This is a genomic window from Streptomyces sp. NPDC002888 (assembly GCF_042888465.1).
Taxonomy (GTDB): Bacteria; Actinomycetota; Actinomycetes; order Streptomycetales; family Streptomycetaceae; genus Streptomyces.
Genome location: NZ_JBIAPU010000012.1, coordinates 222,486 through 242,292, shown reverse-complemented (window position 1 = coordinate 242,292; position 19,807 = coordinate 222,486). Strand labels below are relative to the sequence as shown.

Annotated in this window: 16 protein-coding genes, 1 tRNA gene and 1 pseudogene; 9 read left to right on the top strand and 9 right to left on the bottom strand. The window is 72.2% G+C overall.

What is annotated here, in order from left to right:
* The first annotated feature begins 65 nt into the window (after positions 1–65).
* On the top strand, positions 66–791 hold the full coding sequence (locus tag ACFYWX_RS21430) for a molybdopterin-dependent oxidoreductase (RefSeq protein WP_389425637.1): 726 nt from the start codon (positions 66–68) through the stop codon (positions 789–791).
* A complete protein-coding gene (locus tag ACFYWX_RS21425) occupies positions 775–1,398 on the top strand; it encodes a cytochrome b/b6 domain-containing protein (protein WP_389425636.1) in 624 nt (207 codons plus the stop codon). The genes ACFYWX_RS21430 and ACFYWX_RS21425 overlap by 17 nt, the downstream gene beginning before the upstream one ends.
* Positions 1,399–1,438: 40 nt before the next feature.
* Here ACFYWX_RS21425 and ACFYWX_RS21420 read toward each other — a convergent pair whose 3' ends face one another.
* Both ACFYWX_RS21420 and ACFYWX_RS21415 read right to left on the bottom strand, forming a co-directional pair.
* Positions 1,439–2,836: a gluconate:H+ symporter gene (locus ACFYWX_RS21420; protein WP_389425635.1), complete on the bottom strand. Its 1,398-nt coding sequence runs from the start codon at positions 2,834–2,836 to the stop codon at positions 1,439–1,441.
* Positions 2,837–2,975: 139 nt separating this feature from the next.
* The gene (locus ACFYWX_RS21415; RefSeq protein ID WP_389425634.1) at positions 2,976–3,494 is read right to left on the bottom strand and encodes a gluconokinase; all 519 of its coding nucleotides are present in this window, start codon (positions 3,492–3,494) and stop codon (positions 2,976–2,978) included.
* Positions 3,495–3,635: 141 nt separating this feature from the next.
* Between ACFYWX_RS21415 and ACFYWX_RS21410 the strand changes: the two genes are divergently transcribed.
* Positions 3,636–4,337, top strand: coding sequence for a FadR/GntR family transcriptional regulator (locus tag ACFYWX_RS21410; protein WP_389425633.1), 702 nt, complete (start codon positions 3,636–3,638; stop codon positions 4,335–4,337).
* A gap of 39 nt (positions 4,338–4,376) precedes the next feature.
* Here ACFYWX_RS21410 and ACFYWX_RS21405 read toward each other — a convergent pair whose 3' ends face one another.
* Positions 4,377–4,799, bottom strand: coding sequence for a YchJ family protein (locus ACFYWX_RS21405; RefSeq protein WP_389425632.1), 423 nt, complete (start codon positions 4,797–4,799; stop codon positions 4,377–4,379).
* Between the two features lie 347 nt (positions 4,800–5,146).
* Here ACFYWX_RS21405 and ACFYWX_RS21400 point away from each other — a divergent pair.
* A pseudogene (locus tag ACFYWX_RS21400) lies at positions 5,147–5,377 on the top strand (hypothetical protein); the annotation flags it as partial.
* 73 nt (positions 5,378–5,450) lie between these two features.
* Positions 5,451–6,203, top strand: a complete 753-nt coding sequence (locus ACFYWX_RS21395; RefSeq protein ID WP_389425631.1) for a peptidoglycan-binding protein — start codon at positions 5,451–5,453, stop codon at positions 6,201–6,203.
* Positions 6,204–6,222: 19 nt separating this feature from the next.
* Here the strand turns inward: ACFYWX_RS21395 and ACFYWX_RS21390 are convergent, their stop codons facing one another.
* The 3 genes from ACFYWX_RS21390 to ACFYWX_RS21380 all read right to left on the bottom strand — a co-directional run bounded on the left by ACFYWX_RS21390 (position 6,223) and on the right by ACFYWX_RS21380 (position 11,834).
* Positions 6,223–7,548: a M1 family metallopeptidase gene (locus tag ACFYWX_RS21390; protein ID WP_389425630.1), complete on the bottom strand. Its 1,326-nt coding sequence runs from the start codon at positions 7,546–7,548 to the stop codon at positions 6,223–6,225.
* Positions 7,549–7,622: 74 nt separating this feature from the next.
* Entirely contained in the window at positions 7,623–11,477 is a 3,855-nt protein-coding gene (locus ACFYWX_RS21385) for a Pls/PosA family non-ribosomal peptide synthetase (protein WP_389425629.1), read from the bottom strand.
* A 272-nt stretch (positions 11,478–11,749) separates the two neighbouring features.
* Positions 11,750–11,834 (bottom strand) — tRNA-Leu (locus ACFYWX_RS21380).
* 197 nt (positions 11,835–12,031) lie between these two features.
* Between ACFYWX_RS21380 and ACFYWX_RS21375 the strand changes: the two genes are divergently transcribed.
* From ACFYWX_RS21375 to ACFYWX_RS21365, 3 genes are all read left to right on the top strand, one after another.
* Positions 12,032–13,357, top strand: coding sequence for a M20/M25/M40 family metallo-hydrolase (locus tag ACFYWX_RS21375; protein ID WP_389425628.1), 1,326 nt, complete (start codon positions 12,032–12,034; stop codon positions 13,355–13,357).
* A gap of 149 nt (positions 13,358–13,506) precedes the next feature.
* The gene (chpH, locus tag ACFYWX_RS21370; protein ID WP_389425627.1) at positions 13,507–13,740 is read left to right on the top strand and encodes a chaplin ChpH; all 234 of its coding nucleotides are present in this window, start codon (positions 13,507–13,509) and stop codon (positions 13,738–13,740) included.
* A 172-nt stretch (positions 13,741–13,912) separates the two neighbouring features.
* A complete protein-coding gene (locus tag ACFYWX_RS21365; RefSeq protein WP_389425626.1) occupies positions 13,913–14,950 on the top strand; it encodes a chaplin in 1,038 nt (345 codons plus the stop codon).
* A gap of 99 nt (positions 14,951–15,049) precedes the next feature.
* On the opposite strand, the gene ACFYWX_RS21360 is transcribed toward ACFYWX_RS21365, so the two are convergent.
* The gene (locus ACFYWX_RS21360) at positions 15,050–15,238 is read right to left on the bottom strand and encodes a DUF5703 family protein (RefSeq protein ID WP_389425625.1); all 189 of its coding nucleotides are present in this window, start codon (positions 15,236–15,238) and stop codon (positions 15,050–15,052) included.
* A gap of 47 nt (positions 15,239–15,285) precedes the next feature.
* Here ACFYWX_RS21360 and ACFYWX_RS21355 point away from each other — a divergent pair, with 47 nt between their 5' ends.
* Entirely contained in the window at positions 15,286–15,996 is a 711-nt protein-coding gene (locus ACFYWX_RS21355; protein WP_389425624.1) for a hypothetical protein, read from the top strand.
* 104 nt (positions 15,997–16,100) lie between these two features.
* Here the strand turns inward: ACFYWX_RS21355 and ACFYWX_RS21350 are convergent, their stop codons facing one another.
* Both ACFYWX_RS21350 and ACFYWX_RS21345 read right to left on the bottom strand, forming a co-directional pair.
* Complete coding sequence (locus ACFYWX_RS21350; RefSeq protein WP_389425623.1) at positions 16,101–18,755, bottom strand: helix-hairpin-helix domain-containing protein; 2,655 nt, start codon at positions 18,753–18,755, stop codon at positions 16,101–16,103.
* A complete protein-coding gene (locus tag ACFYWX_RS21345; RefSeq protein ID WP_389425622.1) occupies positions 18,752–19,735 on the bottom strand; it encodes an aldo/keto reductase in 984 nt (327 codons plus the stop codon). Before ACFYWX_RS21345 ends, ACFYWX_RS21350 begins: the two co-directional genes overlap by 4 nt.
* Positions 19,736–19,807 lie beyond the last annotated feature (72 nt).

Here is a 19,807-nt window from a genome sequence, read left to right as displayed (position 1 = left end):
ACGGAACCTGGACGAGCACCCGCGATCCCTGGTCCCACAGGGCTCGCGGGTGTTCGAATGAGTACGTGAACTCCGAACAACCCGAGGAGCGGGGCACGCCGGTCGGCCGCCGCGTCGTCCTCGGCACTCTCGGCCTGGGCATCCTGGGCGTGGCCACCGCGCCCACCCTGCAACGCGGACTCGAGGCCTTCCTCGGAAGCGCCGCCGACAAGGACCCCACCGGCCTCACCGGACTGCTCCCCAACGGCGGAGGCTTCCGCTACTACTCCGTCGCCGCCTCGGTCCCGCACAGGGACGCCGACAGCTACCGCCTGAAGGTCGACGGCCTGGTCGACCACCCCAGGACGTACACGCTGGCCGACCTCAGGGCGCTGCCCCAGACCCGAATGGTCAAGGACGTCCAGTGCGTCACGGGCTGGCGGGTCCCCGAGACGCCCTTCGAAGGCGTACGGCTGTCCGTCCTCCTCGACGCGGCCGGAGTACGGGCGAAATCCGGCGCCGTCCGCTTCACCTGCTTCGACGGCACCTACAGCGAGAGCCTCACCCTGGCCCAGGCCCGCCGCGCCGACGTCCTGGTCGCCCTGCGCATGCAGGACAAGGACCTGGGCCACGACCATGGCGGCCCCGTCCGCCTCTACGTGGCGCCCATGTACTTCTACAAGTCCGCCAAGTGGCTCTCCGGCATCACCGTCACCGAGGACGTGCGCCCCGGCTACTGGGAGGAGCGCGGCTACGACGTCGACGCCTGGGTGGGCCACTCGAACGGACGTGACGATGACCCTACGAGCTGACACCCCGCCCACCGCCACGAGGATCCACCGCTTCGGCCCGGTCCAGCGGTGGGTGCACCGCACCACGGCGTTGCTGATGGGCGTGTGTGTGCTGACCGCGGCCTTCCTCTACATCCCCGAGCTCGCCCAGCTCGTCGGCCGCCGCGAGCTGGTCGTGCGCGTCCACGAGGTGGCCGGGCTCGCCCTGCCCGTGCCCCTCCTGGCGGGCCTCGCCTCCCGAGCCCTGCGTGCCGACGTGCGCCTGCTCAACCGTTTCTTCCCGCACGACCGCCTCTGGCTGCGCGCCGCGCTGCGCCGCGACCGGCGGCGGGAATCGCGTCCGGCGGGCAAGTTCAACGCGGGCCAGAAGATCTACGCGGCCTGGATCACCGGGGCCACCCTCGTGATGCTCGGCACCGGCCTGATCATGTGGTTCACCCACCTCACCCCCCTGATGTGGCGCACGAGCGCGACCTTCGTCCACGACTGGCTCGCCCTGACCATCGGCATCGTCCTGGCGGGCCACATCGGCATGGCCGTGGCCGACCCCGAGGCACGCCGGGGCATGCGGACGGGGTCGGTGAGCCAGGAGTGGGCGGAACGGGAGCACCCGCTGTGGCGCCGCTGAACAGCGCTACAGCGGGATGATCACCCCTAGAGGACTTGTCCTAGACGACCAGTGAGAGCAGCAGCACCAGGCCGCCCGCGACCACGGAGATGATCGTCTCCATGACCGACCAGGTCTTGAGGTTCTGGCCGACGCTGAGGCCGAAGTACTCCTTCACCAGCCAGAAACCGGCGTCGTTGACGTGGCTGAAGAAGAGGGAGCCGGCGCCGATGGCCAGGACGAGCAGGGCGGCGTGGGTGGTGGACATGTCGGCCGCGAGGGGGGCCACGAGGCCTGCCGCGGAGACGGTCGCGACGGTCGCCGAACCGGTCGCCAGGCGTATCGCGACCGCGATCAGCCACGCCAGCAGCAGGGCCGGGATCGACCAGTCCTCGGAGATGTCCAGGACCATCCGGCCCACCCCGCAGTCGATCAGGGTCTGCTTGAAGCCGCCGCCCGCGCCGACGATCAGCAGGATGCCCGCGATCGGTGCGAGGCCCTGCTCGACGAGCCGCGAGACGCGCTCCTTGGAGAACCCGGCGGGTCGCCCCAGCGTGAAGATGCCGACGATCACGGCGGCGAGCAGGGCGATCAGCGGGGAGCCGATGACGTCGAAGACGCGCTGGACGGTGTTGGCGGGGTCGTCCACCACGATGTCGACCAGCGCCTTGGCCAGCATCAGCACGACGGGCAGGAGGATGGTGGCCAGCGTGGCACCGAAGCCGGGGCGCTTGTCCAGGTCCTCCGAGGGGCGCTGCGGAATCATGCGGTCGGGGGCCGGAACGTCCACCCACCGGGTCGCGAACCGGGAGAAGACCGGCCCCGCTATGACCACCGTCGGGATGGCGACGAGCACGCCGAGCGCCAGCGTCACGCCGAGGTTGGCGCCGACCGCGTCGATCGCGACCAGCGGGCCCGGGTGCGGCGGAACGAGCCCGTGCATCACGGACAGGCCGGCGAGCGCCGGGATGCCGATCCGCATGAGCGAGTAGTTGCCCCGCTTGGCGACCATCAGCACGACCGGGATCAGCAGCACGACGCCGACCTCGAAGAACAGCGGCAGCCCGATCACCGAGGCGATCAGCACCATCGCCCACGGCATCGACCGGCCGCCCGCCTTCGCGAGGATCGTGTCGACGATCTGGTCGGCGCCGCCGGAGTCCGCGAGCAGCTTGCCGAGGATGGCGCCCAGGGCGATCAGGACGCCGACGCCGGCGACCGTGGAGCCCAGGCCCGTGGTGAAGCTGACGATGGCCTTGTCGAGCGGCGCCCCGGCGAACGCGCCGAGCGCGAGTGAGCCGATGGTCAGCGCCAGGAACGCGTGGAGCTTGAACTTGGTGATCAGCAGGACGATGACAGCGATGCCCGCCAGCACGGCGATGCCCAGCTGGGCGTGGCCGGCCGAGGTGATCGGCTCGACGGTGTCCGCTGCCAGCATCTCGACGCTGAGTCTGGTCACGGGGGTTCCAATGCAGGTATGAGGGGAGGGGGTAAGGGCGTTACTGCAGAGCTTCGGGACGGTCGTTGCTGCAGGCCTTGGGAAGGCGGTTACTGCACGGCCTCGGGAAGGCGGTTGCTGCACGGCCTCGGGAAGGCGGTTACCGCAGGGCGTCGGGAAGATCGTCGAGCGCCTTCACGGCCCGGTCGGTGATCTCCTCCGGGCTGCCGGCGACGCTCACCGCGACACCGGCCTCGTCAGCGTCGAGCGGCTGGAGCGCCGCGAACTGGGAGTCCAGCAGCGCCGTCGGCATGAAGTGGCCCTGCCGGTGCGCCATGCGGTCCGCGATCAGCTCCCGGTCGCCCGCGAGATGCACGAACACGACGCCGGGGGCGGCCGCCCTGAGCCGGTCCCGGTACGACCGCTTCAGGGCCGAGCAGCTGACCACTCCGCCGAACCCGGCCCGCCCGTGCGCCCAGGCGCCGATGGCGTCCAGCCACGGCCACCTGTCGTCGTCGCCGAGCGGGGTGCCGGCCGACATCTTGACGATGTTGGCCTCCGGGTGGAAGTCGTCGCCCTCGGCGTACGGAACGCCCAGCCGGGCAGCGAGCAACGGACCGATCGTGGTCTTGCCCGTGCCGGCAACGCCCATCACCACGACGACGTGCGGGGTACGCATCACAGCCTCGTGTCTCCCTCGACATCACGACGCCGACCTCTGACGTCGCCACACTGAAACTCATTAGGTACGACGAATTCAAGAGGCTGTGACAAATAAGTCTGACTTTTTGGCTCGTGACGCGCCGCGTACGCTGTGTGCATGAGCACACCGGGCCGGGGGCTGCACGGCCATGTACTGGACTCCCTCGGCCCCGCGATCACCGGGGGCGACTACCCGCCGGGCAGCGTGCTGCGCACCGACGAGCTTGCCGAGCGCTTCGAAGTGTCACGCTCCGTGATGCGCGAGGCGGTCCGCGTGCTGGAGACCATGCACCTGGTCGAGTCCCGCCGCCGCGTCGGCGTGACGGTGCGGCCCAAGGCCGAGTGGAACGTCTACGACCCGCAGGTCATCCGCTGGCGGCTGGCGGGCGCCGACCGCCCGCACCAGTTGCGCTCGCTCACCGTCCTGCGCTCTGCGATCGAGCCGGTGGCGGCCGGCCTGGCCGCGAAGCACGCCACGCCGGAGCAGTGTGCCGAGCTCACCGAGTGCGCGCTCGGCATGGTGGCCAACTCGCGCGGCCACCGGCTCGACGGGTACCTGGTCCACGACATGGCCTTCCACCGGGTGATCCTCACCGCCTCCGGCAACGAGATGTTCGCCCGCCTCGGGGACGTCGTCGCCGAGGTCCTCGCCGGCCGCACCCATCACGAGGTCATGTTCGAGGACCCCGACCCGGCCGCCGTCACCCTGCACGTCCAGGTCGCCGAGGCGGTCCGGGCCGGCGACGGGCCGCGCGCGGAACAGCTGACCCGGGAGATCGCGGTGGGGGCGCTGCGCGAGCTGGACATCCTCGCGCCCTGACCCCCGGACAGGTCCTAGTGCCCCAACAGGGCTGGGGCACTAGTCCAGGAACTCCCCGTCGACGTACACCCACGCCCCGTCGACCCGCTCGAACCGGCTTCGTTCGTGCAGCGTGCCGCCCCGGAACGAGGCGCGGAAGGTCACCGTCCCGGTGGTGTGGAAGGCCGTTCCGTCCGCCTTCTCGAGGATCTCCAGGCCCGTCCACCGCATCCCGGGGTCGAAGTCGACCCGGGCCGGACGGGTTCGCGGATGCCAGGTCCGCAGCAGGTATGAATCGTCCCGTTCGGAGAAAGCGCTGTAGCGCGAGCGCATGAGTGCCTCGGCGGTCGGCGCCACGGCCTCACCCCGGTGGAATCGGCCACAGCACTTCTCGTAGGTCTCCGCAAGACCGCAAGGGCAGGGGCCCTTGTCAGCGGGGCCGGAAGATGTCTGGCGTCTGGGATGCGTGGTACGTCGGGACATGCCCCCCATTCTGCTGCACCATCAGCTGTGCGAGAACGGTGAAGCACCCGACCCGACGCGCGCACATCGTGTGCGGGTCATAAGGGGCGATCTTCATCGAACCTCCCTCAGGGCTGGCGTGAACACGCCTTGTTGCGTCAACCGCCCAACCACCAACGTGGGTCGGGCACTTGAGCATCAGGAGTCACAAGCGAGCGTGCTTGTCCCGGACGGCCGTCCGCCCGGGCACTGACGGGGGAAAACTGATGCGGAGTGCGCGGGCCCGCGCGCCGCAGCGCGTCGCGACAGCCCCCTGCGCACCCGACGACGACCTCTTCCTCCACCACCTCCTGGTGTGTGCCGGCCTGGAACAGGCCTCCCGGGTGCGGCCGTTGTTCGCGAACGAGCGCTACGGAACGCCCTGGTACGCGCAGTTGGCCGATCGCGGTGCCGAGGAGATCCGGCGCGGCGCGGACGACGGGGCCGAACTCGGCGCCTTCCACGACCTGTACCGGCCGCAGCGCGAGGACGGCATGCGGGCCCGGCTCGCGGAGTACACGCCCGCGGGCACGGACGCCGGGATCTTCTTCGTGACGTGAGCCCGCCCGGCACAGCGCTCCGTGACGTGAGCCGCACCCGCCCCACGACTTCCTGAACAGCAGAGCCTCAACGATGATCCACCACACCGTCACCTCGGGCACCGAGAACTCCGTGAACATCTGCTACAACGGCTACTCCGGCCTGCCGGGGCCCCTCTGCCACGGCGTGATCGACAAGAAGGGCCACGTCCACCTCGTCGGCAACGGCCGCGCCAACCACGCCGGGCTCGGCGACAGCGACGTCCTGCGCGCCGTGATCAACGAGTCGAGGCTGCCGGGAGACAACGAGGCCGACGCCGACGGCAACCGGCACTTCTACGGCTTCGAGTGCGTCAACCTCGGCGACGGCAAGGACCCCTGGCCCGAGGCGCAGAAGGAGGCCATCGAGAAGGTGTCCGCCGCGATCTGCCGCCACCACGGCTGGAGCGCGCGCTCCGTCATCGGCCACAAGGAGTGGCAGCCGGGCAAGCAGGACCCCCGCGGCTTCACCATGGACGGCATGCGGGGGCGCAGAGCCGAACGGCTCGGCGGAAAGGCCCCCAAGCCCGACCCGAAGCCGGACCCGGGGCCCCAGCCGAAGTACGAGCCGTTCCCCGGCAGCGGCTTCTTCCACATCGGGCAGAAGTCACCGATCATCACCGCCATGGGCCGCCGCCTGGTCGCCGAGGGCTGTGGCCGCTACGAGGAGGGCCCGAGCCCCGAGTGGACCGAGGCCGACCGCCGCTCCTACGCCGTCTGGCAGCAGCGGCAGGGCTTCAAGGGCAAGGACGCCGACGGCATCCCGGGCAAGACCAGCTGGGACCGGCTGCAGGTGCCCAACTCCTGAAGCCCGAACCCGCCGCTGCCTACGGCGTGGGCAGCGGCGGCAGCGCCGTCCCGTACACCCACGCCTCGAACAGGCCGTCCGGCGGCTCGGGCGCGAAACGGGCCACGTGCGCCGTGAACGTCGCCGTGGTGACGGAGCCGCCCCGGTGCAGGCCGACCCAGCCGCGCAGCATACGGAAGAAGGCGTCGTCACCCATCGCACACCGCACCGCGTGCACGGTCAGCCCGCCCCGCTCGTAGAGCCGGTCGTCGAACATCGACTTCCGCCCCGGATCGGCCAGTTGGAGATCCTGCGGCAGCGACGAGAGCAACCGGTGTGCGGCGGCGGCGAGTTGCTGTGCGCTGCGGCCGCCCGAGCGCTCCGACCACAGCCACTCCGCGTACTTGGCGAACCCCTCGTTCAGCCAGATGTGCCGCCAGTCCGCGATGGACACACTGTTGCCGAACCACTGGTGCGCCAGCTCGTGCGCCACCAGCCGCTCCGAACCCCGCGCCCCGTCCACGTGATTGGCGCCGAACAAGGACAACCCCTGTGCCTCGACGGGCACATCGAGCTCCTCCTCGGTCACCACGACCGCGTACTCGTCGAACGGGTACGGTCCGAAGAGCTGCTGGAAGAGATGCATCATCCCGGGCTGGCGCGCGAAGTCCCGCGAGAACTCCGGCAACAGGTGCGCCGGAATGTGCCCGTGCTGCGGCACACCGCCCAGCCCCGGGTCGCCCAGCAGCACCGTCTGGTACTTGCCGATCGAGAGCCCGACCAGATAGCTGGACGTCGGCGCGGACTGCTCGTACACCCAGGTCGTCGTCGACGCCTTCGTCGTCCGGGTCAGCAGGCGCCCACCGGCCACGACCGCGTACGCCGACGGCGTCGTGATCGAGATCTGGTAGGACGCCTTGTCGGCGGGCCGGTCGTTGCACGGGTACCACGACGGCGCCCCGACCGGCTGGCTCGCCACCAGCGCCCCGTCGCCCAGCTCCTCCCAGCCGATCCCGCCCCAGGGGCTGTTGACCGGCCCGGGGTTGCCCGACCAGTGCACCTCGACGGTGAAGGCCGCCCCCGCCCGGACCGGCTTGGCGGGCCGCACACGCAGCCTGCCGCCCCGGTGGGTGTAGTGCGCCTGCTTACCGTCGACGCGGACCCGGCCGATCTTGAAGTCGGCCAGGTTGAGCTGGAACTCGGTGAGCGGCGACCGCCCCGCTATGGCGTTGATCCGCGCCGCGCCCGACAGCCTGTTCGGGGCGGGCCGGTAGTCCAGCGTGAGTTCGTAGCGGTGCACCCGGTAGCGGGGATCGCCGTTGGCCGGGAAGTACGGATCCGGGCCCCCTGCTTGCTGAACTGCCACTGCTGAGTCTGCTCCCTGCGCTGTGCTGCCACTCGGTGCCGGTCCACCGCCCGCCGACTCCGAGCGGCCCGCGCTCACGGACGCCATGCCTCGATCGGATTGCCGAGCCAGCGGGTGTCGTCCGGAACGGACTCCGCGGCCATGACGAGCGACGCGGGACCCAGCGTCGTCCGGGCCCCCACCGTGCTGCCGGGCAGCACGATGCCGCCAGGACCCAGCGTCGCGCCCTCACGGAGGACCACAGTATCCGTCCGCAAGATCCGGTCGTGGAAGAGGTGGGTCTGGAGCACACAGCCCCGGTTCACCGTCGCCGCGTCCTGAAGCGTCACCAGGTCCGTCTCCGGCAGCCAGTAGCTCTCCACCCAGACACCCCGCCCGATCCGCGCACCGAGCCCGCGCAGCCACGCCGTCATCACCGGCGTCCCCGGGACCGCACCGGCCAGCCACGGCACCGCGACGACCTCGACGAAGGTGTCCGCCAGCTCGTTGCGCCACACGAAGGAGCTCCACAGCGGATGCTCACCGGCGCGGTGCCGCCCCACGAGCAGCCACTTCGCGACGATCGACACCAGCGCGGCCACGCCACCCACCGTGAGCAGCACGAGCCCCGACAGCAGCGGCGCCCAGACACCCAGCACGCACAGCGCCGCCACGGTCAGCACTGCCAGCGCCGCCGAGCAGAACACCGGCACCAGCCGGCACAGCTCCACCAGACCACGCGCCCACAGCAGCCGCGCCGGCGGATCGTACGTCCGGCTCCCGTCGCCGTCGGCCGCGTTCCGCGGCAGCCTGACCGGCGGCAGCCCCAGATACGAGCTGCCCTTCTTCGCCTTCTTCGGCGTCGCCGACAACACCCCGACCAGACCACCGTCCGGCACGGACCGCCCCGGCGCGGTCATCCCCGAGTTGCCGAGGAACGCCCGCCGCCCGATCTCCGCCCGCCCGATCCGCACCCAGCCACCACCGAGCTCGTACGGCGCCGTCAACGTGTCGTCGGCCAGGAACGCGCCCTCACCCACCGTGGTCAGGCTCGGCAGCGCGAGCACGGTCGACACCTCCGCGCCCTTCCCGATCCGCATCCCGAGCAGCCGCAGCCACACCGGCGTGACCAGACCCGCGTACAGCGGGAACAGCGTCTCCCGCGAGCGGTCCATCAGCTGCGTGACCGTCCACGCCTGCCAACCCGCCCTGCTGTGCGTGGGATACGTCCCCTCACGCAGCCCCAGGCTCAGCAGCCGTACGGCGACCAGGAGCAGCACCGCGTACGTCAGCCCGAAGGCGAGCGTCGCCGGCACCAGCGCGAGCGCGGCACCCTTCACAGGTGCCTCCGGCGTCACGAACACGTGAGCCACCGCGAGCGCCACCGCGCCCGCCACCACCGGCAGCAGGGTCAGCGCGAAGCCGGTCATGCCGTACATCGCCCCCCAGTACCTGCCCCGCGCCGGCCGTTCCTTCGGCCAGTTGCGCTTGGCCTTGCCGAGCTTGACCGCGGGCGCGCCCGCCCAGCGCTGCCCGGTGGGGATCTGCCCGGTGACCGCGGAACCCGGCGCCACCTCGGCGCGCTTGCCGACGCGGGCGCTGGGGAAGAGCGCGCTGCGCGTGCCGACGACGGCGTGCGCGCCCACCTTGACCGGCCCGACCTCCAGCCGGTCGCCGTCCAGCCAGTACCCGGAGAGGTCCACCTCGGACTCGACGGCCGCGCCCCGGCCCAGCTTCAGCATCCCGGTCACCGGCGGCAGCGAGTGCAGGTCCACGTCCGGCCCGACCTTGGCGCCCAGCGCCCGCGCGTACCGCTCCAGCCAGGACCCCGTCAGCGAGGTCGCCCCGGTGAACTCGGCGAGCCGCTCGGCGGTCCACAGCCGCAGATGGACGCCACCGCCCCGGGCGTACGTGCCCGGCCGCACTCCCTTCAGCAGCAGCCGCGCGCCGCCCGCAGCGAGCGCGAGCCGCCCGAGCGGGCTGAAGAACAGCGCGGCTCCGGCCAGGAGCAGCCACCAAGGAGCCGTCGGCAGCCAGGAGTAGGCCGGCAGGAGGTTCCCCAGCGCGGCCAGCGCCACCGTCCAGCGCAGCCCGAGCAGCGTGAACAACGGGAGGAGCAGAAGGAGCTGGATCGCCTGGGCCCGCCGCGGAACCGGGACGACCACGCGCGCGGCGCCGTCGTCCTGCGCGGACTCCTCCAGCCGACGGGCCAGCTTGCGCAGGGTCGGCTTCTGGTAGATGTCGAGGACGGCGGCGCTCGGGTAGCGGGTGCGCAGCCGGGTGGTGAGCTGGGCGGCGGCCAGGCTGCTGCCGCCGATGGCGAAGAAGTCGTCCTGGGCGCTGGTGACGGGGATGCCGAGGACTTCCGTCCACTGCTCGGCCAGCCACGCCTCGGTGCCGTAGAGCTCCTCGGCCGGGCCGCCGGTCTCCAGGCCCTCCAGCGGCCAGGGCAGCGCGTTGCGGTCGACCTTGCCGCTGGTCCGGGTCGGCAGGTCGTCCACCGGCGCGAGCAGCGGGACCAGGGCGGCGGGCAGTTCGGCGCGCAGCTTCTCCACGGCGGCGGCGTGGTCCCAACCGTCCTGGGTGACGACGTAGCCGACGAGGAGCTGGTTGCCGCTGCGGGCGGTGCGCACCGCGGCGGCCGCGCCCGCGACGCCGGGGAGCGCCTGCAGGGCCGCGTCCACCTCGCCCAGCTCGATGCGTCGCCCGCCGAGCTTGATCTGCTCGTCGGCCCGCCCGAGGAAGACGAGCCCCTCGGCGTCGGCCCGCACCAGGTCACCGCTGCGGTACGCCCGCTCCCAGCCCAGTGACGGAAGCGGCGCGTACTTCTCCGCGTCCTTCTCGGCGTCGAGATAGCGGGCAAGGCCGACCCCGCCGATCACCAGCTGCCCACTGCCGCCCAGCGGCACCGGCTCGCCGGCCTCGTCGACGACGGCCAGCTCCCAGCCGTCCAGCGGCAGCCCGATCCGGATCGGCTCCTCGCCGGTCATCAGCGCCGCACAGGCCACGACGGTCGCCTCGGTCGGCCCGTACGTGTTCCAGACCTCGCGCCCCTCCGTCACCAGCCGCTGCGTCAGTTCGGGCGGGCACGCCTCACCGCCGAAGATCAGCAGCCGTACGTCGTTGAGGGCCTCCGGCTCCCACAGCGCGGCCAGCGTCGGCACCGTCGATACGACGGTGATCTCCTGCTCCACCAGCCACGGCCCGAGATCGGCACCGCTCCTGACCTGCGAGCGCGGCACCGGCACCAGACAGGCCCCGTACCGCCACGCCAGCCACATCTCCTCGCACGACGCGTCGAACGCGACCGACAGCCCCGCCATGACCCGGTCACCGGGCCCGATCGGATCCTCGGTGAGGAAGAGCGCCGCCTCGGCGTCCACGAAGGCGGCCGCGCTGCGATGGCTCACGGCGACGCCCTTGGGCTTCCCCGTGGAACCGGACGTGAAGATGACCCACGCGTCGTGCTCGACGCCGGGCCGCGCGGCGGGCACGTCGGACACGCCGTGCACGGCGATCTCGTGCCCGCCCCCGACGACGGCCCGCACGTCCGCCTCCCCGAAGACCAGCTCGGCCCGCTCGTCCGGGTCCTCGGCGTCCACCGGCACATAGGCGGCACCGGCGGCCAGTACGGCGAGAATCGCCACGTACAGGTCGTTCGTCCCGGACGGGACGCGCACACCCACCCGGTCGCCCAGACCGACCCCCGCGGCGGCCAGCCGGCGCCGCAGCCGCTCCACCTCGACGGCGAGCCCGCGGTAGGTGAGACGGCCCGTGCCGTCGTCCAGGGCGAGCTCGTCCGGGTACGACCGCACGGACGCGTCGAAGACGTCGACCAGCGTGCGCGGAGAGGCCGCGGGGCCCCCGGAGAAACGTGCCCTGTCGCCGAACCGTTCGCGGATCTCTTCGTCGAGCAGGCCGAGAGCACTGCCCTCGTGTATCGCTGCCATCGGGTCCTCGCGTCTCGTTCCCGGAAGCCTCCGGGGCGCCGTCGGGCCCGCAGGTCTGCCTGGGGTTGTCCGGTCCAGCCACGTAACAAGCCGGAAATTTTAGTACGACGCTAGGGTCGCCCCCTTCTGTCGGCCACTCGGGACGGCCGTTGGAGGGCGTTGAGGTGAGGGGGCGGAAGGCGCTGACCTGCGTGATCTTGGGGCCGAGGAGAGATGGCCCACACAATGAGCGAGGGCCGCGACCAGTGGTCGCGGCCCTCGCTCATCTCGCGTGTCCGAGGGGGGACTTGAACCCCCACGCCCGATAAAGGGCACTAGCACCTCAAGCTAGCGCGTCTGCCATTCCGCCACCCGGACAAGGTGTCTGTCGTGCGGGTTCTCCCCGCGGCGACAGAGGAAACATTACCAGGCTTTCGAAGGGCCCCTGATCACCCCCCGGCCCCGCGGTTCGCGCGTGAACGGCGTGTGACGGGCCGGGACCGGCCTTGGGGCCGGGCCGGGAGGAGAGGGAGGATGAGGGAGACCTACCAGCAGTGACAGTGGGAGGAAGCAGCGTGAGCGAGACGGACACGGCCAGGACCGTCACCGGCGAGGACGAGGTCGTGGACCTCTGCCGCGAGCTGATCCAGATCGACACCAGCAACTACGGCGACCACTCGGGACCGGGCGAGCGCAGGGCGGCCGAATACGTCGCCGAGAAGCTCGCCGAGGTGGGGCTCGAACCGCAGATCTTCGAGTCGCACCCGGGCCGCGCCTCCACGGTGGCCCGCATCCAGGGCGAGGACCCCTCCAGGCCCGCGCTGCTCATCCACGGCCACACGGACGTCGTACCGGCCAACGCGGCCGACTGGACCCACCACCCGTTCTCGGGCGAGGTCGCCGACGGGTGCGTGTGGGGGCGCGGCGCCGTCGACATGAAGGACATGGACGCGATGACCCTGGCGGTCGTCCGCGACCGGCTGCGCAGCGGCCGCAGGCCCCCGCGCGACATCGTCCTCGCCTTCCTCGCGGACGAGGAGGCGGGCGGGAAGTTCGGGGCCAAGTACCTCGTCGACAACCACCCGGACCTCTTCGAGGGCGTCACCGAGGCGATCAGTGAGGTCGGCGGGTTCTCGTTCACCGTGAGCGAGCAGCGCCGGCTCTACCTGATCCAGACGGCCGAGAAGGGCATGCACTGGATGAAGCTCACCGTGGCCGGCACGGCCGGGCACGGGTCGATGATCCACCGTGACAACGCCATCACGGAGCTGTCGGAAGCCGTGGCGCGGCTCGGGCGGCACAATTTCCCGGTGCGGGTCACCAAGACCACCCGGGCCTTCCTCGACGAACTCGGCGACGCGCTCGGCACCGAACTGGACCCCGAGAACATGGAGGGGACGCTCGCCAAGCTCGGCGGCATCGCCAAGCTCATCGGCGCGACCCTGAGCAACACGGCCAACCCCACCCAGCTGGGCGCCGGTTACAAGGTGAACGTCATTCCCGGCGAGGCCACCGCGCATGTCGACGGGCGGTTCCTGCCCGGGTTCGAGGAGGAGTTCCTCGCCGACCTCGACCGGATCCTCGGGCCGAAGGTGCGGCGGGAGGACGTGCACGCCGACAAGGCGGTCGAAACCACCTTCGACGGGGCGCTCGTGGACGCCATGCAGTCCGCGCTGCTCGCCGAGGACCCGGCCGCGAAGGCGATCCCCTACATGCTCTCCGGCGGTACGGACGCCAAGTCCTTCGACGACCTCGGCATCCGCGGCTTCGGCTTCGCGCCGCTGAAGCTGCCGCCGGAGCTGGACTTCGCGGGCATGTTCCACGGCGTCGACGAGCGGGTGCCGGTGGACGGCCTGAAGTTCGGCGTGCGGGTGCTCGACCGGTTCATCGACGCGTCCTGAGACGCGTAGGAGACTTCGATATTCGGGCGCTTGTGCGGAACGAACTGAGAAGGGTGAATGCGACCATAAGCTCGTAGCCTCATTACTCCCTCCTCGTTACTGCTTATGTGATCCGCGAGTGGGATCACTTTTGCCAACAAGGAGGAATAATGATCAAGAAGATCGTCGCCGCTGCGGCTGCCACCGGTGGTCTGGTTCTCGCGGGTGCGGGCCTGGCCGTCGCCGATTCCGGTGCCCAGGGTGCCGCTGTGCACTCCCCGGGTGTCGTCTCCGGCAACGTGGTTCAGGTGCCTGTTCACGTGCCGGTGAACGTGTGCGGCAACACGATCTCCGTGATCGGTCTGCTGAACCCCGCCTTCGGCAACGTCTGCATCAACAAGTGACGTCGACCCTTTAAGGGGGGCGTCCACTCGGTCGGCCCTGGAGCGCGCGCCATGCGCTCCGGGGCCGACCGGTCTTTTCGCGAACATTCCCGGGCGCATTCCCGGGCTGGAATTCGCGGCGAAGAATTCGCGGCAAGTGTTTCGAGACATGGTCGAAGGCAGGTATTCAGTAATGCGACAGGTCACCCGCAAAGGCCTCATGACGGTGGCGGCCGCGACCGGCGTCCTCGCCGCCGCCGGCGGCGGCTACGCCCACGCCGCCTCGGGTGCGAGCGGCTCCGCGTCCAACTCGCCCGGCGTGGCGTCCGGCAACACGGTGCAGGCGCCGGTGCACGTGCCGGTCAACGTCTGCGGCAACACCGTCGACGTGGTCGGGCTCCTCAACCCCGCGGCGGGCAACAAGTGCGCCAACACCGGTGGGGGCGGCGGCGCGTCGGGCGGGTACGGGGACTCCGGTGGCCACGGTGGCCACAGCGGCTCGCACGCGAGCGGGCACAGCGGGGGCTCGCCCGGCGTCGCCTCGGGCAACCACGTCCAGGCGCCGGTACACGTGCCGGTGAACGCCTGCGGCAACAGCGTCAACGTCATCGGGGTCGGCAACCCCGCTACGGGCAACGCGTGCGCCAACACCGGCGGCGCGTCGGGCGGGTACGGCGACTCGGGCGGTCACGGGGGCTCGGGTGGTCACGGTGGCTCCGGCGGCTCGCACGCGGGCGGGCACACCGGGGGTTCGCCCGGTGTCGGCTCGGGCAATCACGTCGAAGCGCCGGTCGACGTGCCGGTGAACGTCTGTGGCAACAGCGTCAACGCCATCGGGGTCGGCAACACAGCCGTGGGCGACGACTGTGCCAACGGCGGCGGGCACACCAACCCGCCGGGCGGCGGTCACGAGACCACCCCGCCCGGGAAGCCCGGCCAGCCGGGCCAGCCGGGTCAGCCGGGTCAGCCGGGTCAGCCGGGTCAGCCGGGTCAGCCGGGTCAGCCCGGCAACCCGGGGGAGCCCGGCACGCCGCCCGCCGCGGGCGGTGAGGGCCCCGGTGGCTCCTCGCACGCCAACCAGCCGGGTGCCCAGACCGTCACCCAGCCCCACGGCGCCGCGCAGCTCGCGGAGACCGGCAGCGAACTGCCGCTCGGCATCGCCCTGCCGGCGGGCGCGGGAGCGCTTCTCGCGGGCGCGGTCCTCTACCGCAAGGCCCGGGCCTCGGCGTAACGGCGTCGGGTGCGCACACCAGCAGGCGCACACCGTTGACGCGCACAACGGAGCGGGCCCCGACGACGCGGGGCCCGCTCCGTTTCCGCCGATCTCACCTCACCACGTGGCGCGCACCTGGCGGATGATCCTCCGGCGCAACCGCACCCTGCGGCTTCCGTCGCGCAGCAGGCTCAGACGGTACAACTCCCAGTTTCCGTACTCTGCGTGGTCCGTCAGCAGACGTGCCGTGTCCTTGCGGGAGACCCCGCGCGGTACGTACACGTCGACAAATTCGTATTCCGGCATCGCATCTATTGTGCGGGCTGGGGCTTGGTACGGATAGCGTCTGCACTATGTCTGATGCTGCGCAGCCCACCGCTGCCGAGGTACGAGCCGCCGCCGAGGCGGTCAAGACCGCGCTCGACCGCCACCTGGCCGCGGTCGAACGCAGGTCGGGGGAGGACGACCCGGCCGTCTACGAGGCGTTCAACCAGCTGGCCGCGGCCGCAGAGGTGTACGACGAACTGCTCTACGACCGCTACGACGAGGTCACCCCCTTCGAGATCCCCGGTGCGGAGGATTCACTGCCGCCGTACGCGGGCCCCGAGGAACCGAACGCGCTGAGCGTGCTGATCCGCCGCGACTACTCCGTGGTGGAGCCGCAGCGGCTGCAGGCGCAGGCGCAGCGGATCGAGGCGGCGGACGACGAGGGCAGGGGGGCGGAGGTCTCCGGCACGGTGCACGGTGCGCTGGGCATCCTGTTCGGCGAGTTCGAACCGGACGAGATCGCCTCCCGGCACAAGGAGTTCGGCCTGGAGGAGGGCGACTCCACGCTCTGGGTGACGGCCGGGGACGAATCGACCGACCCCGGAGAGTGGCTGGAGGCGCCGTTCGACCAGGTCGACCCGCAGCAGGTGGTCTGCCGCTTCGACGTCAGCGCGGTCTTCGACGACGAGCTCGACGACGATGCCGACGACCTCGAGGACGACCTGGAAGCGGAGCTCGACACGGAGCTGGAAGACGAGGACGAGGACCTGGAACCACTGGACGCGGCGGACCGCTAGCACGGGCCGCCGGCGTCGGCCGGAACCGGGAATGTCGTGACGACGACGACGGCGGCGGGACGGGAGCTGGGCTCTCCGTGCCGCCGTCGTCGTCGTGCGCGCGCTCAGCCGGCCGTCGGCACCTGCGTCCTGAGCAGTACGGGCAGGCGGGTCGTGCGGGGTTTCGCCGTGATCTCGGCGACGGCCCTCGGCAGGGCCTGTTCCACGCCGTGGACGACGGACAGATGGCGCTCCGCCCGGCCGAACGCCGTGTACACCCAGGGGCGGCTGAGCGTCTGCGCCGCGTCACCGGGGAGCACCACGACCGCCGCGGGCCACCGGTTGCCCACCGCCTGGTGCGCGGTCAGCGCCCACCCGTGCCGCACGGACTGCTCCACCCGCTCCCTCGGTACGACGACGGCGGCGCCCCCGCACGACAGGTGCAGCCCGTCGGCGTCGGCCTTCACCACGTGGCCGGGGAGCGTACGTCCCGATGCGGGGGAGTGGGCGATCCGGTCGCCGGGGTCGAAGCCGCCGAAGCGGCCGGGGCCAGGGTTGAGCCGTTCCTTGAGGGCGGTGTTCAGAGCGCGCGTGCCGGCCGCGCCGCCGTGGGCCGGGGTGATCACCACCGTCTGCTCGGGCGGGACGCCGAGGGCCCGCGGCACCGAGTCCGCGACGAGCTGCACGGTGCGGTGCACGGCCTCGCCCGGGTCCCGCACCGGCACGATCACGATCTCCTTGCCCGGGGCGTCGACCTGGTTCAGCTCGCCCGCGCCGACACCCGAGACGAGCTCGCCGAGCGGCCCCGGGTCGGGGGTGCGCGAGGCGACCTGCGGGCACACCCGCGCGGCCAGCAGGTCGGCGAAGACCCGCCCCGGACCTGCCGACCACAGCACAGCCGGGTCCCCGCTCAGCACCAGCCGCGCCCCGTCCGGCAACGACTCCACGACCATCGCCGCGCTCTCGACGTCCCACTGCGGCGCGTCCAACACGACCAGCAGATCCAGAGCCAACGCCCCGTCGGCATCCCGGCCGGGCCCTTCGGCACCGGAGAGCAGCCCGGAGACGGTGACGACGGCGGAGTCCGGATCGGGGGAGGAGGCGTCGGCGGTACCGAGCAGCTGCGCGAAGCGGCGCTGTCCGTCGGGGGTGTGGGTGGCCGCGACGCCGCGCAGGCCCAGGGTGCGGGCCGCGGCGAGCAGGGCCGCCGGTTCCGCGCGGGCCGCCTCGCCGCCGGTGTGCAGCACGAGGCCGTGTCCGGCGACGGCACGGATCAGCTCGGCCGCGCTGCCCGACGCGGAGGAGACGGCCGACTCCCACGGCGTCGAGGCCTCCTTGGTCAGGGAGTTGACCACGCGGGCCAGACCGTCGGCGAGGCTCTCCTCGGCGAGCGCGTACCGCTCCAGACCGACGAGGACACGCACCGGGCGGGCACTCTCCTCGTCCCCCTCGTCCTCCTCCGCGCCCTCCTGCTGCGGGTCCGGCGCCGGTGTGGGCGCCCCCGACTCCTCCAGGGCGTCCTGGAAGACCAGCGCCTCCCCCTCGGCGATCGTGCTCTGCACGGCCGCGTCCGGATCGGGAACGCCCCGCCGGGTCAGTGCCGCGGCGAGCGCCGGCATCTCCAGGGCGGTGTGCCCGGCCAGCGCCGCCTGTTCCAGGAGCCAGACCGTGACCGCGCGGCCGCGCCGTTCGTCGTCCGGGCCGCACTCCGCGCCGAGCAGCGCCCGCGCGAACCCGTCGGCCTGCTCGGGCCGCACCCCGCCGACCCGCAGCAACTGCCAGGGGTCCGCGCGCAGCATTTCCTCCGCGCCCTCGCCGAGCACCGCGGCGACCTGCGGGGCCAGCGCCTCGGGCGCACCGCCGCCGACCAGCACGCTCCGGACGGCCCCGACCGTCTCCGGGGCGGGAGCGGCAGGCACTCCGGCAGCTGGGGCGGGCAGGGGCTGCGGGCGCCGTACGGACTCGGGGGCGGGGCGGCGCGGAGCGGGCGCCGGCTCGGCGAAGACGGTGGCCTCGGGCTTCTCACCGCTCTCCACGGCCCGAACCGCCGCGAGCAGGTCGGCGGCCTTGCCGCTCAGCTTGGTGCCGGCCTCGATGGGCCCCTTCCGCTCCGCCTTCCGCCGCTCGATCCGCTCCCGCTCCACCCGCTGCGCCGTAAGCTCAGCCTCAGCCTCGGACTGCCCCGCCCCACCCGCCTCACCGTCGCCCGCCTGCGCCCCTGCTGTCTCGTCATCACCGTCGCTCGCCTCGGCGGCCTGCGCCCGGGCCGTGTCGTCATCACCGTCGCTTGCCTCGGCCGCCCGCGCCCCTGCTGTCTCGCCATTGCCGTTGCCCGACTCGGCAGCTTGCGCCAGGTCCGTGTCGCCATCGCCGTCGCCCACCTCGGCCTCCGCCGTGTGCGCCCGGGCCGCTGCGTCGCCGCCGTCGGCAGCCCCGGCCTCCGCCGTCCGCGCACCGGCCGCTGCGTCACCGCCGTCGACGGACTCGCTCGCGGTGGCCTCGCCCTCGGCTTCCACAGACTCAGCGGCCTCCCCTTCGGCCCCCGCGCCTACGCCCTCCTCGGCGTCGCCCACCGAGTCCCCGGCATCGGCCGTGCCCGCGGCCTCCGGGCCCGGGCCCGCTACCTCGTCGGCGCCCTGCGCCGCGTCCCCGGCATCGGCCGTCCCCCCGGCCTCCGGGCCTGGCCCCCCGCCGGTCGCCGTAGGCTCCTCGGCGGCGGAGCCGTCCGTGTCCGGGGCCCCCGGCTCGGTGTTCTCCGTGGTCTCCGGCTCCGTGCTCACAGCGTGCTCCAGTCGTGATCGGGATAGCGGTGCACGGGCGCCGACACGTCGTCGAGCGCCCGGCAGATCTCGTCAGGAAGACTAAGGGCCTCCACTGACAACGCCGCCGTGAGCTGCTGGGTGTTGCGCGCGCCGACGACGGGCGCGGCCACCCCGGGCCGGTCGCGGACCCACGCGAGGGCCACCTGCAGCGGCGTCACCGCGAGCCCGTCGGCGGCGGTCGTGACCGCGTCCACGATCCGGCTCGCGGTGTCGTCGAGGTACGGCGCGACGAACGGCGCGAAGTGCTCGGAGGCACCGCGGGAGTCGGCCGGCGTCGCGTTGCGGTACTTGCCGGTGAGGACCCCGCGGCCCAGCGGCGAGGAGGGCAGCAGCCCCATGCCCAGGTCAAGCGCGGCGGGCAGCACCTCGCGCTCCACCCCGCGCTGCAGCAGCGAGTACTCCATCTGCGTCCCCGCCAGCCGGGTCCGTACCCCCGGCGCCGCCAGCTGCCAGGTCGCCGCCTTGGCGAGCTGCCAGCCGGAGAAGTTGGAGACGCCCGCGTAACGCGCGCGGCCGCTGGAGACCGCCAGGTCGAGGGCCTCGAGGCTCTCCTCCAACGGGGTCTCGGGGTCGTAGACGTGCAACTGCCACAGGTCGACGTAGTCCGTGCCGAGGCGGGCCAGCGAGGCGTCGAGCGCGGCGAGCAGATGTCCGCGCGAGCCGTCGAAGCGCCGGTCCGGATCGGGCACGCTGCCCGCCTTGGTGGAGATGACCAGGTCGCGCCGGGGTACGAGGCCTTCTATGAGGCGTCCGAGCAGATACTCGGCCTCGCCGTCGCCGTACGCGTCCGCCGTGTCGACGAGGGTCCCGCCGGCTTCCCAGAACGTCTTCAAGAGGTCCGCCGCGTCGTGCTCGTCCGTGTCACGGCCCCACATCAGGGTGCCGAGCCCGATGCGGGACACACGCAGGCCGGTACGGCCGAGATGCCTCTGCTCCATGTCAGCCGACACTACTGGCCATGGCTGAGACGTGCGTTGGCTGTGGACAGCCGATTCCCCGACGCCGGCGGC